The 12,215-nt window shown below is 56.7% G+C and carries 13 protein-coding genes; 8 read left to right on the forward strand and 5 right to left on the reverse strand.

Annotation, left to right across the window (positions count from 1 at the left end; translation table 11 throughout):
- Nucleotides 1-66 precede the first annotated feature (66 nt).
- Nucleotides 67-1,203 carry a PLP-dependent aspartate aminotransferase family protein gene (locus EST62_RS01385; protein ID WP_129050315.1) on the reverse strand — a complete coding sequence of 379 codons (1,137 nt, stop codon included), beginning with the start codon at nt 1,201-1,203 and terminating at the stop codon, nt 67-69.
- 175 nt (nt 1,204-1,378) lie between these two features.
- Here EST62_RS01385 and EST62_RS01390 point away from each other — a divergent pair, with 175 nt between their 5' ends.
- On the forward strand, nt 1,379-1,837 hold the full coding sequence (locus tag EST62_RS01390) for a DUF4395 domain-containing protein (RefSeq protein WP_245153387.1): 459 nt from the start codon (nt 1,379-1,381) through the stop codon (nt 1,835-1,837).
- 405 nt (nt 1,838-2,242) lie between these two features.
- Here EST62_RS01390 and EST62_RS01395 read toward each other — a convergent pair whose 3' ends face one another.
- The 4 genes from EST62_RS01395 to EST62_RS01410 form a co-directional block, all read right to left on the reverse strand.
- Complete coding sequence (locus EST62_RS01395; RefSeq protein WP_129050316.1) at nt 2,243-2,863, reverse strand: hypothetical protein; 621 nt, start codon at nt 2,861-2,863, stop codon at nt 2,243-2,245.
- A gap of 329 nt (nt 2,864-3,192) precedes the next feature.
- On the reverse strand, nt 3,193-4,119 hold the full coding sequence (locus EST62_RS01400) for a nucleotidyl transferase AbiEii/AbiGii toxin family protein (RefSeq protein ID WP_129050317.1): 927 nt from the start codon (nt 4,117-4,119) through the stop codon (nt 3,193-3,195).
- Nucleotides 4,103-4,516 carry a DUF6088 family protein gene (locus tag EST62_RS01405; protein ID WP_129050318.1) on the reverse strand — a complete coding sequence of 138 codons (414 nt, stop codon included), beginning with the start codon at nt 4,514-4,516 and terminating at the stop codon, nt 4,103-4,105. Before EST62_RS01405 ends, EST62_RS01400 begins: the two co-directional genes overlap by 17 nt.
- A gap of 83 nt (nt 4,517-4,599) precedes the next feature.
- Nucleotides 4,600-4,926, reverse strand: a complete 327-nt coding sequence (locus tag EST62_RS01410) for a helix-turn-helix domain-containing protein (RefSeq protein WP_129050319.1) — start codon at nt 4,924-4,926, stop codon at nt 4,600-4,602.
- Nucleotides 4,927-5,248: 322 nt separating this feature from the next.
- On the opposite strand from EST62_RS01410, the gene EST62_RS01415 reads away from it, so the two are divergent.
- The 7 genes from EST62_RS01415 (at nt 5,249) to EST62_RS01445 (ending at nt 11,727) form a co-directional block, all read left to right on the forward strand.
- The gene (locus EST62_RS01415; protein WP_129050320.1) at nt 5,249-6,391 is read left to right on the forward strand and encodes a PLP-dependent aspartate aminotransferase family protein; all 1,143 of its coding nucleotides are present in this window, start codon (nt 5,249-5,251) and stop codon (nt 6,389-6,391) included.
- 11 nt (nt 6,392-6,402) lie between these two features.
- Entirely contained in the window at nt 6,403-7,335 is a 933-nt protein-coding gene (cysK, locus tag EST62_RS01420) for a cysteine synthase A (RefSeq protein WP_129050321.1), read from the forward strand.
- A 377-nt stretch (nt 7,336-7,712) separates the two neighbouring features.
- Nucleotides 7,713-7,922, forward strand: coding sequence for a sulfur carrier protein ThiS (thiS, locus tag EST62_RS01425; RefSeq protein WP_129050322.1), 210 nt, complete (start codon nt 7,713-7,715; stop codon nt 7,920-7,922).
- 43 nt (nt 7,923-7,965) lie between these two features.
- Nucleotides 7,966-8,745, forward strand: coding sequence for a thiazole synthase (locus tag EST62_RS01430; protein ID WP_129050323.1), 780 nt, complete (start codon nt 7,966-7,968; stop codon nt 8,743-8,745).
- Nucleotides 8,742-9,809 (forward strand): 2-iminoacetate synthase ThiH, encoded by a 1,068-nt coding sequence (gene thiH / locus EST62_RS01435; RefSeq protein WP_129050324.1) that lies wholly within the window; start codon nt 8,742-8,744, stop codon nt 9,807-9,809. Before EST62_RS01430 ends, thiH begins: the two co-directional genes overlap by 4 nt.
- A complete protein-coding gene (locus EST62_RS01440) occupies nt 9,806-10,543 on the forward strand; it encodes a HesA/MoeB/ThiF family protein (RefSeq protein WP_129050325.1) in 738 nt (245 codons plus the stop codon). Before thiH ends, EST62_RS01440 begins: the two co-directional genes overlap by 4 nt.
- A 158-nt stretch (nt 10,544-10,701) precedes the next feature.
- Entirely contained in the window at nt 10,702-11,727 is a 1,026-nt protein-coding gene (locus EST62_RS01445; protein ID WP_129050326.1) for a YhcG family protein, read from the forward strand.
- The last annotated feature ends 488 nt before the right edge of the window (nt 11,728-12,215 follow it).

The following is a 12,215-nucleotide window of genomic DNA, read 5'->3' on the forward strand; positions in this document are numbered from 1 at the left end:
AAAGACCGGGAATCCTGCATTGCGCAGGAAAAGGATGAAGCGGGGATATCCGGGAAACAGGAAAAATCAGGCGAGCGCCTGGCGAAGATCGGCGACCAGATCGTCCGGGTCTTCGATGCCGACCGAGAGGCGAATGACCGAATCGGTGATGCCCGCCGCCAGCCGGTGCTCGCTCGACATCGAAGCGTGGCTCATCGTCGGCGGATGCTCGATGAGCGACTCGACGCCACCGAGGCTTTCGGCCAGCGCGAAAATCCGCGTGCCGCGCAGCACCCGCTCGACCTCCGCCTGCCCGCCCGCCAGCTCGAACGACACCATGCCGCCAAAGCCGCGCTGCTGGCGCTTGGCCAGCTCATGCTGCGGATGGCTTTCGAGGCCGGGATAGAAGACGCGCCTGACGCGAGGATGGCCGTCGAGAAACTCCGCGACGATCCGCGCGTTGCGCTCGTGCTCCTTCATGCGCGGCACCAGCGTCTTGATGCCGCGCAGCACCAGCCAGCAATCGAAGGGCTGGGCGCAAGTGCCGAGCGTGTTGACCAGAAACTTGAGCTTCTCGTCGAGATCGGGATGGTTGGAGAGAATCGCGCCGCCCACCACGTCGGAATGGCCATTGAGATATTTGGTGGTCGAGTGCACGACGATGTCCGCGCCGAGTTTGAACGGCTGCTGCAAATAGGGCGACAGAAAGGTGTTGTCCACGATCGACAGCAATCCCCGCTCTTTTGCGAAGGCGGTGACGGCGGCAATATCGACGAGGTTCAGGAGCGGATTGGAGGGCGTTTCGATCCAGATCGCGCGGATCTTTTCGTTGAGATGCGCCTCGACGACGCCGATGTCGCGAAGATTGACAAAATGGACGCGGAGACTGAAATGTTCGGCGAAGGTGCGGAGCAATCTCGCCGTGCCGCCGTAGCAGTCGTCAGTGCAGACGATCTCGTCGCCGGCGGCGAACAGATGCATCACGGTGGCAATCGCCGCCATGCCGGTGGTCACGGCGACCGCGCACGAGCACCCTTCGAGCGCGGCGAGGCTGTCTTCGAGCGCCTTGCGGGTCGGGTTGCCGCTGCGGGTGTAATCGAATCCGCGAGTCTTGCCGATGTCCTTGAAAACAAAGGTCGAACTCTGATAGATCGGCGTCATGATCGCGCCGTAAGCCTTGTCCGGAGCCACTCCGGCGTGGATGGTGTCGGTCTGAAAACTCATAAAAGGGGATTTTTTTCCTGATGATTATCGATCGCGTCCCGCCGCCGTGCAATTCTGACGACAACGGCGAGCATTTGGAAATCTAATTAACGATTGTTAATTTCAAAACAGAAAACACGGCATTTGACGCTCATCGTTCAGAGGCTGCTCCGTGAAACCCATACTTTCGATACCCATGTCACCACATCCGGCGAGCAACGGCATTCCGATGCCCATCGTCACGCTCAACCGGAGCGTGCTCCTCACCGGCATTACGCTCGGTTACATCTTCCAGCAGCCGCTCGTCACCACCGTGCTGTTTCTCGTCGTGCTCCCGGCGGTGCTCTGGGGCCAGAAAGCGAGCCTCATTTACCTGGCCGGATCGCGCCTGTTCGCAAAGCTGAACCGGAACGCGGAGACCGAAAGCCCGCTCCTGATGCGCTTCAACAACTCGATAGCCGTCATCATGCTCGGCGCGGCGCAGCTCGCGTTTCTCCTCGACGCAACGCTCGCCGGCTGGATCATCTCCGGCATGGTAGCCCTCGCCGCGCTGGTAGCGCTCTGCGGCTTCTGCTTCGGCTGCTACCTCTACTTCCAGTTCAACATGCAGCGGTACAAAATGTTTGGGAAAAAAGCCGCCAGCGCGGAGGCGTAGCAGGTCGAGCATTGAGCGATGAAAAGAAATGTAGTGTCAAGTCAATACCAAACAGTCTTGTACATTCCGCGTCATTGCGAGCCGCGAAGCGGCGCGGCAATCTATACGGATTCAGCGCGATAGCGAAAAGGCATGGATCGCCACGTCCCGACAAGTCGTGACTCGCGATGACGAATCTCGGTCATTTTTCTATTGAAATATCAGTAGTCTGATCTGGCAGCGGATCATCGAGAGAAAACCGGCAGAAAAAGCCGGTTTTCTTTTATTCGAGATGGAGGGCTGTAAGGCAAGATAAGCAACGAACCGATAATCAACTATCCCACAGCAAGCTGCAGAGTATGCATTCATCTTTTATCGAAACTTTCACAAAACAAGCTTCGGGGAATTAGATCCTTAGAGATTAAATCATTGTTTATCATTAGATGCTGATTGAGAAGATGTATCCTGTTGATTCGTCTGGCCAGAACTCGATGACGTATCGGCTGGCTTTGGCTGAAGAGCAGCCACGCCATTAAAGCTTTTCTTTGCTGTAGCTGAAGTATCGAGTTTACTGATGCCATTAAAACTATCACCGACAATCACCCTATTTGACTTTTGTTGACTCATTTTAGCCTCCTGTTTATTGAATGAATTTATCGCAATTGACACACCAACCGATGAAACAAAAAAAACACCAAGCGCAAAAGAACAAACAATAACTTTATCAAGCATTGAAAGAATAAAATTTTCTTTTTCTTTTCCAGAAATAACTTTCTCTATATGAGAAGCATTAACAACAAACACAGCCAGAACAGAAACTGACGCAACCCCAAGAAAAATAATAGCAAGTATATAAAACGCCAATGAGTAAAAACCAGGGATACCAAAAGCTGTAAACAAACTAAGAAGAAGACCTATTCCGCTGGATGACAAAACAAGAATACTCTTGTCATACTCTAATTTTGCATTAAACCATGCATTAACGCATGCAGAATAAAATTCGATTTCTTTTTGTTCATTAATATCCTGCAATTTATCATCACTCACTATCAAGCCTCCTTATCATAATAATCATCGATTTGTGCGTATGCATCCTGTAGCACAGAAACACACCCACGAACAGCAAAGGGAAACACTCAAAATATTACTGTCTAAATTGTACAAAATATTCCTGACATTTTACAAGCATCAGACAAAATCAACCCGCCTTCAAATCCCTCAACAGTCTATCAAACGCCACCTTAGTTCAAATCACGATCCTTTCACCGGATGAAGAGTCACCGATATGCCGGTGACGTTGCCCATAACTGCTTCATCCAACTTTACGGAGAAGATACCGAAACTGTGCGCGTTCGGCAAAGAGCGCAAGCGATGATTCATCGCTCGAAACCGATTCCTGTTCTCAGCACAAGATCACGAATCGCTTGCATGGCCATAACGAAATCGGGAAATTCTCTTTCTCTGGCGTAAGAAACGCCCCTGACAAACGTATCGTATTCTGTTTGATATTCTCGGTCGGCTTCCAGACATTCCATCATCTTCCTGAATTTTTCTCCAATCGACAAACCAGAGAGTGACGATGCCCTCCGGTCATCCGCCCGCATAGCATTTGCAACAAGGACGGGAAATTGTTCGTCTGCCAAAGCTCGATGTTTCAGTAACGCCAGATCATGAAGATGCCGAACAAGCGATGGATCATCTTTTTCATCTCCCCTTACTCTGGCCGGAATTCGCCACGCCAGAGCGCTCAGTTTATCAGCAGCACTTTCAACGGGATCGATACAGGCTATACGCTCAACCTCGGGCTGCCTGTTGTAAGCTGCATTCACAAAAGAAAAAACAGACAAAAGAATCCCCGGATACTGAGGTGCTCGAACGGCAATTTCAATCTGCACATAGGGTCGCAGTGCAGCAGGCTGATTGAAATGGCTTGGGTAGTCGAACTCGAAAGCAAGAAGACGATTGTCGTTTCTTGCTCTCACTTGCGCGTCTGAAATGGCAAATCCGGACTCGCGCAAATGAGCAAGCACCACTTTTTTGAAATCAGAAAGCGCCTTTCGGCTTTGCTGGTCTTGCGGTGCAATCACCCTGAAATCCACATCCTCTGAAAAACGCTCGATGAGCTTGTGAGCCTTAGACAGAGCTGTACCACCAGTGAAGATCAATTCAAAACCTTCATATCTGAACGCGGCCAGAGCCGCCACAACCTGCGTTACAAACCAATCCTTTTCAATAAACGAAGGATCGATTCCCATGAGAAGCGAAATCTCTTCGAGTTCGGTTTGCTCAGGTCGTGCGTTCATAGCTGATCAATGCTCCGCGGTATCCAAGTTTTCGGTTTATGCGGCCTTTCACGCCAATCAGGCGGCCTGTGGGAACCTGGGTCGTCTTTCCGGCATTGTAAGCCTCTTCCAGACGGGACGGCGCGGTTTCTATGCCGAGACGTTGCAGAGCCTCTTTTGCAAGGACAGGCAATGGGGCGACCGGAACCGTCTCGCCGTTTATCGGAGATTTTTTCGCCCTGGCATACACGCCGTACCCCAAACGGATAAGGCTCCCTTTTTTTGTCAGAATTCTGAGTACCCGGCCCACCTGATCGTAATCGCTAATGTCGCTGAAATCATCACGCACAAAAACAGCACTCTTCTTCCTCGCGATTCTCGCCATGATCCTGTACTCGATAGTTCCGTACTTACTCATATAATTATCGTTAGTTATGCTTGCATAAATACGACAGTGCCAATACGCAAAGATACGACATCTTAGTGGACATAAAAAACGATTCAGGCATCGGCGGGTTTCTTTTTCGGCTCCAGCCTGATCACCAATTCACAGCCAACCGCCTCGGCATATTTCCTCAGCGTGGCGATGGATGGCGCATGTTGGCTGCCGCCCTCCAGCCGGGAGATTGCGCTTTTGGTCGTGCCGATCTTGCTGGCGACCGCTTCCTGCGTCATGCCGGAGTTCTTCCGCGCTTCGAGCAGTTCCCGGATCAGCGCGTACTTCGGCCCAAGCGCTTCATACTCCTTGCGAAACTCCTCGTTTTCAAGATCCTTCTTGATAGCTGCCGCAACATCATAGCGCACCGGCTGATATTTCAAATCTTCCATCGGCTCCCTCTTTCATTCGCTTGAGTGCTATCATAAGTTCTTTTTGAGACGTTGCTCATGACCATAGTTAGCAAACGCGCTAACCATTTAAAAGCAAGTCCCGGAAAAAAAGTCAGGGCAGACACGCCGATCCGCTCCCGCGAAATCGCCAGCGGAAACTGTTTTTTTGGAAAAATGGCCGATAAATCGTAACAATCGTTAATCGCGAAATCGAAACGGATTCGTGGCCGGTTTCCGGCGGAAGGTGTTCCGGGGAAAGGAGGAACCGTGAATTCTGCTTACCTTGCCTGTAACTCTGCAATCACGAACGAGCAACACAACCATGCACTTTGAAACCATCGCTATTCACGACAGCAATTCGCCGGAATCCTGCGCCGGATCGGTGACGCCGCCGGTGTATCAGACCTCGACCTTCGCACGACCCAGCCTCGACGAACGGGGCGAATTCTTCTACTCGCGCATCGGCAACCCGACGCGCTCGGCGCTCGAATCGACCCTCGCGCTGCTTGAAAACGGCAAGTACGCCACCACCTTCGCCTCCGGCGTGGCGGCGATGATGGGCGCGTTGCAGGTGCTCAAGCCGGGCGACCACGTCGTCTCCAGCCTCGACGTTTATGGCGGCAGCTACCGCATTTTCGAGCAGCTCATGCGCCCGTGGGGGGTCGAGACCTCCTACGCGGCGAGCGAGGCGACCGAGAGCTATCGGGAGTGCATCCGCCCGGAAACCCGCATGATCTGGGTCGAAACGCCCTCCAACCCGCTTTTGCAGCTTTGCGACATCCGCGCGCTCACCGCCATCGCCAATGAGCGCGGCATCGTGCTCGCTGTCGATAACACCTTCGCCAGTCCGTACTTCCAGCGCCCGCTCGACCTCGGAGCGCACGTCGTCGTGCACTCGACAACGAAGTACCTCGGTGGCCACAGCGACGTGATCGGCGGTGCGGTCGTCGTGTCGGACGACCGGCTGCACCTCGCCGTCCGCAACTACCAGGGCGCGGCGGGCGCGATCCCCGGCCCGTGGGACTCGTGGCTGATCTCGCGTGGCGTGAAAACGCTGAAAATCCGCATGGAGGAGCACCAGAAAAACGCGCTGCATCTGGCGCGAACGCTCGAAAAGCATCCGGCGGTGAGCCGCGTCATCTACCCCGGCCTGCCGTCGCACCCGCAGCACAAGCTGGCCAAGGCGCAGATGAGCGGCTTCGGCGGCATGGTAACTATCGCGCTCGCGGGCGGACTTCCGGCGGCGCGCAAGATGATCGACAGCCTGCGCCTCTTCGCCATCGCCGACAGCCTCGGCGGCGTGGAGTCGCTCGTCGCCTCTCCGGCGCGCATGACCTTCGGCCCGCTGAGTCAGGCCGAGCGCCTTCGCCGCGCCTGCACCGACGATCTGGTGCGGCTGTCGGTCGGCATTGAAAACGCGGAGGATCTCGAAGCGGACCTCCTGCAAGCCCTTGCAACTATCTAAATTTTAACGACATGGCCATCATCTCAAATATCACGAGCACCATCGGACGCACACCCTTGGTGCGGCTCAACAAGCTCGCCGAGGGCGTCGAAGCCGACATTCTCCTCAAGCTCGAATTCTTCAACCCGCTCGGCAGCGTGAAGGATCGCATCGGGCGAGCGATGATCGAGGCCGCCGAAGCCGAGGGCAAGATCGACGCCCGGACGCTCATCGTCGAGCCGACCAGCGGCAACACCGGCATTGCGCTCGCCTTCGTCTGCGCCCAGCGCGGCTACCGGCTGCTGCTCACGATGCCCGAAACCATGAGCGTCGAGCGGCGCAAGCTCTTGCGCTACCTCGGCGCGGAGCTGGTGCTCACACCCGGCGCACAGGGGATGAAGGGGGCCATCGAGGAGGCGGCGCGGATCGTGGAAGCTGAAAAGAACAGCTTCAACCCCGGCCAGTTCAGCAATCCGGCCAACCCCCGGATTCACCAGGCCACCACCGGCCCCGAACTCTGGAACGACACCGAAGGGCGGGTTGACATGCTCGTCTCAGGCGTCGGCACGGGCGGCACCATCACCGGAACCTCGCGCTTCATCAAGGCGCTGAAGCCCGGCTTTAAGAGCATCGCCGTCGAACCGGCGGCATCGCCGGTGCTGTCCGGCGGCGCGGCAGGCCCGCACAAAATCCAGGGCATCGGCGCGGGCTTCGTACCCAACGTGCTCGACGTGTCGCTGCTCGACGAGGTGGTGACGGTGAGCAACGAGGATGCCATATCGACGGCGCGCGCACTGGCCACGCAGGAAGGAATTCTCTGCGGCATCTCGTCGGGCGCGGCGGTTCACGCCGCTATCGAAGTGGCGAAGCGCTCGTCGTCGGCAGGCAAAACCATCGTCGCCATCATCCCCAGCACCGGCGAACGCTACCTCAGCACCGCGCTCTTCGAGGGCGTGGAGGCGTGAAAAAACGCTCTTACATTCAGTCGGGTTTCAACCCGGCGGACATTCCAAACTCCTACATTCACATTGCCCCGGCTTTCAAGCCGGGGTTCGACAGAATAGCGACCACCCTTCTTCTGGTTTCGGTCTGTCATTATGACTCCGGCAACAAAAAACCGCAATCGAGGCTGTAGTAAAATATTGGGCTAAAGCCCTGATTCATTTTATCTTATCCGCATACCCCGGACTGAAGTCCGGGGCAATTGTTTAAACGTTTTAATGGGCGGAGCAATAACTCTCGCACGTACATTTCGTTTTGACGCCAGCGCGGAACGAGTATCTTTGTGCTCTTGTTTCTTTGATTATCTTTAAGTTTTTTTCAGGATTTTCTGACCTTCGCCATGTCCACGATCCACATCACCCTGAACGGCCAAAAGCGCGAACTCCCCTCCGGCTCGTCGGTCGCCGACCTGCTGAAGCTGGAGAGCGCGGACTCGCTGAAGGTAGCTGTCGTGGTCAACGAGCAGATCGTTCGCCCCGATGACCGCGCTTCGCATCTGTTGCAGAAGAGCGACCAGGTCGAAATTCTTGTCTTCGCTGGCGGCGGATAATGGCCGTCCGCACATCCATCCCATTTGTTTTCAGTCTGACCCCATGAATGCACTTCGCTTAGGCTCATACACCTTCTCATCCCGGCTGATTCTCGGCACCGGCAAGTTCAGCAGCGTTCCGGCGATGATCGAGGCCGTCCGCGCCTCGAAGGCGCAGCTCGTCACGGTCGCCCTGCGGCGCTTCAATCGCGAGCAGGCCGAGGACGATCTGTTCGGCCCACTGTCCGAAATCGAGGGCCTGACGCTGATGCCCAACACCTCCGGCGCAGCCACGGCCAAAGAGGCCGTCAAAGCGGCGCACATCTCGCGCGAGCTTTCCGGCAGCCCGTTCATCAAGGTGGAGATTCACCCGAATCCGCATCACCTGATGCCCGACCCCATCGAGACCTGGGAGGCGTGCAAAATTCTCGCCGCCGAGGGGTTCATCGTCATGCCCTACATCCCGGCTGACCCGGTGCTGGCCAAGCGGCTCGAAGAGGTGGGGTGCAGCTCGGTGATGCCGCTCGGTTCGGCCATCGGCAGCGGGCAGGGGCTTTCGACCTCGGCGATGGTGCAGCTCATCATCCGCGAAAGCTCGATTCCGGTGATTGTCGATGCGGGCCTCCGCTCGCCGTCGGAGGCGTGCGCGGCGATGGAGATGGGGTGCGCGGCGGTGCTGGTCAACAGCGCGATTGCCGTCGCCCGCGATCCGGCGGCGATGGCGAGCGCCTTCGCCAAAGCGGTCGAGGCGGGCTACGACGCCCGCAACGCCGGGCTGATGCCGCGCTCCGGCTCGGCGGTGGCCACCAGCCCGCTCACCTCGTTCCTCGGAGCCTCGTCATGATCGCGCTTCCCGCATGGCTGACGGACGAGCGGCTCTCGGCGGAGATCGAGCCGCTGTTGCGGCAAACGGACGCCGAGTCGCTCGAACGGCTCGCCGCCGAAGCGCAGGCGGCCACCCTGCGACGTTTCGGGCGCATCATTTCGCTCTACGCGCCGCTCTACCTCTCCAACTTCTGTTCGAGCGGCTGCGTCTATTGCGGCTTCGCGTCAGACAGAACCTCGCCGCGCCGCAAGCTCGATGCGGGCGAGATCGAAAAGGAGCTGCTCGCGATGAAGGCGCTCGGCATCGGCGACGTGCTGTTGCTCACCGGCGAGCGCACCAGCGCGGCTGGATTCGACTATCTGCGCCGCGCGGTTGAACTTACAGCCCGGATCATGCCGCGCGTCGCCATCGAGGCGTTCCCGATGAGCGTTGCCGAATACCGCGCGCTCGCCGAGTGCGGCTGCACCGGCCTGACGATTTATCAGGAGACCTACGATCCGGAGAATTACGAAAAGCTGCACCGCTGGGGGCCAAAGCGCGACTTCCTCGAACGGCTCGAAACGCCGGAACGCGCCCTCACCGGCGGCATCCGTAGCGTCGGCATCGGCGCGCTGCTCGGCCTGTCGGAGCCGGTCGGCGAAGCGCTCGCCCTGTTACGCCACGCGAGGTATTTGTGTAAGACGTACTGGAAGGCGGGCGTCTCGGTCTCGTTCCCGCGCATCCGTCCGCAGGAGGGCGGCTTCCAGCCCGCCTACGAGGTGGACGACCGCTTCCTGGCGAGAATGATTATGGCGTTCAGAACGACGATGCCCGACATCGATCTGGTGCTCTCGACGCGCGAAAGCCCGGCCTTCCGCGACGGCATGGCGGGCCTCGGCATCACCCGCATGAGCATCGCCAGCCGCACCACCGTCGGCGGCTACGTCGAGGCGGAGACAGCCGGAGCGAGCCAGTTCGAGGTGAGCGACGACCGGAGCGCCGAGGCGTTCTGCGCCGCCCTGCGGGCAAAAAATCTGGAACCGGTCTTCAAAAACTGGGACGCGGCCTACAACAACCCGCTGCCCGCGGAGGAGCGGGCGTGAGCCTCAGCAACGAGCAGCGCCAGCGCTACGCCCGCCACCTCGCCCTGCCGGAAGTCGGCGAAGCGGGCCAGGAGAAGCTGCTCGGCTCGAAGGTGCTGGTGATCGGCGCAGGCGGCCTCGGCTCGCCTGCCGCATTCTACCTCGCGGCGGCAGGCGTCGGCGCCATCGGCCTCATGGACGGCGACACGGTCGATCTCTCCAACCTCCAGCGCCAGATTCTGCACACAACCGCCTCGGTCGGCGCGAACAAAACGGAGTCGGCACGAGCGAGACTCGAAGCACTCGATCCGTCGATCCGCATCGAAACTCACCCATTCCGCATAAGCGCCGAGAACGCGCCGGAAATCCTTGCCGGATACGACTTTATAATCGACGCCACGGACAATTTCGACTCCAAATTCCTCATCGCCCGCGCCTGCCACGAAGCGTCGAAACCATGGTCCCACGCCGGAATCTCCGACTTCCACGGCCAGACGATGACCGTCCTCCCCGGCCAAACCGCCTGCCTCCACTGCGTCTTCCACGAAGACGGCGCACCAGTTAGCGGCCTGCCGCAAGGCCCCATCGGCGCACTGCCGGGAGTCATCGGTTCCATCCAGGCCATCGAAGCGATCAAATGCTTGCTCGGCATCGGTACGCTGCTGACGGATGCTCTGCTGACGTTCGATGCGCTGACGATGAGTTTTCGGAAAGTGACGGTACGCCGCGACCCCGCCTGCCCGCTGTGCGGGTGAGATGTTGACGCGACGAGCCTCCTTTCGGGTCGATTTTTTTCAGGAACAGTCAAGAGGATTTCTTTGAAAATCCGGCGTACTCTTCGTACATAGAGCTGTAAGCCTCCCCCTACGGCTTGCGCACCTCTTACCGATCAACATTATTGATCCTGCACCCCATGACTGACCTGTCAAAGATGTATCCGCGCCTTCTGGCTGAGATCAAGGAACGCGTTCGATCCGCGCAGTACGAAGCGCTCAAGTCCGTCAACAAAGAGCTTGTCGGGCTTTATTGGGATATTGGGAGGATGATCGTGGAGCGGCAGGCTGAAGAAACATGGGGCAAAGCGGTTGTTCAACAACTGGCTGTCGATTTGCAAAACGAGTTTCATGGAGTGGGCGGCTTTTCAGCCTCCAACCTTTGGCGCATGAAGGCTTTTTTTGAAGCGTACGCTGGTCAGAAAAAACTCGCACTACTGGTGCGAGAAATTGGCTGGAGCCACAATCTGGTCATTCTCGAACGTTGCAAGGATGCTCTCGAACGGGAGTTTTACATACGCATGACCCGAAAGTTCGGGTGGTCGAAGAGCATACTGATTCACCAGATCAGCAACCAGAGCTACGAGAAATCTCTGCTTGGGCAGACCAATTTCGATCAGGCTCTGACGCCGGAACTTCGTGCGCAGGCGAAACTTGCGGTGAAAGATGAATACACGTTCGATTTTCTGGAGTTGGCCGAAGAACACGGCGAGCGCGAGCTTGAGCGGGCGCTGATCGGAAAGATAGAGTATTTTCTTCGGGCGATGGGCGGCATGTTCGCCTTTATGGGCAGCCAGTACCGGCTTGAAGTGGATGGCGACGAATATTTTATCGACCTGCTCCTTTTCCACCGGAGGCTCAAAGCGCTGGTTGCCATCGAGCTGAAGATCGGCAAATTCATGCCGGAATTCGTTGGCAAGATGCAGTTTTATCTGACGGCTCTTGACCGGCAGGTGCGGCAGGAGGACGAAAATCCCTCCATCGGCATCATCCTGTGCAAGGATAAAAATCGCACGGTTGTGGAATACGCCCTGCATGACGCCGGAAAGCCCATCGGCGTCGCAACCTACGAAATCACCAGAACACTTCCCAAGGAACTTCAAGGCCAATTGCCTTCGCCACAAGAGATTGCGCGTCTGCTGGAAGGGATCGAGGGGAAAAGGTGAAGGAGAATTATTTTCTGCTCAATGGAGGAAATATTCGTTATCTGCTTACGATGAGCTTCCGCAAAATCACCGTGAGACACGATAATGGATGTTGCTGTGCGGGTGAGCTGTGAATCAAAGCGGCTTCGCCTTTTTCGCGATTTCAATTGCAATAAGCCGCCTCGAAAAGCGATTTTAATCAAGTGGTTAATGATTGTTTTTAGTCGGGCGTCCTTCGTCAGCCAAACTACCACTAAGAGTTGGAGCAAAGCCACCAATTCGTGTTGCTCTCGTCGGTTCATAAAGGCAACAGACACGGTTATCGAAAGCCATCCGAACTACCAACTTTTGTGAAGCAGCCATATTGAGTGCAGTCCGAATAGCAAGTGCATTCTGCACAACGATATTTTGATAATAATAAAGGATCCTCGAAGCAGAGCTTCGAGGTATTTAGAAGAGTTGGAGCTGCTGTGAATGCAACTTTTTATACTCAATTTCTCGACCTTGAC

This window comes from Chlorobaculum sp. 24CR (assembly GCF_004118635.1).
In the GTDB taxonomy this organism is placed as follows: domain Bacteria; phylum Bacteroidota; class Chlorobiia; order Chlorobiales; family Chlorobiaceae; genus Chlorobaculum.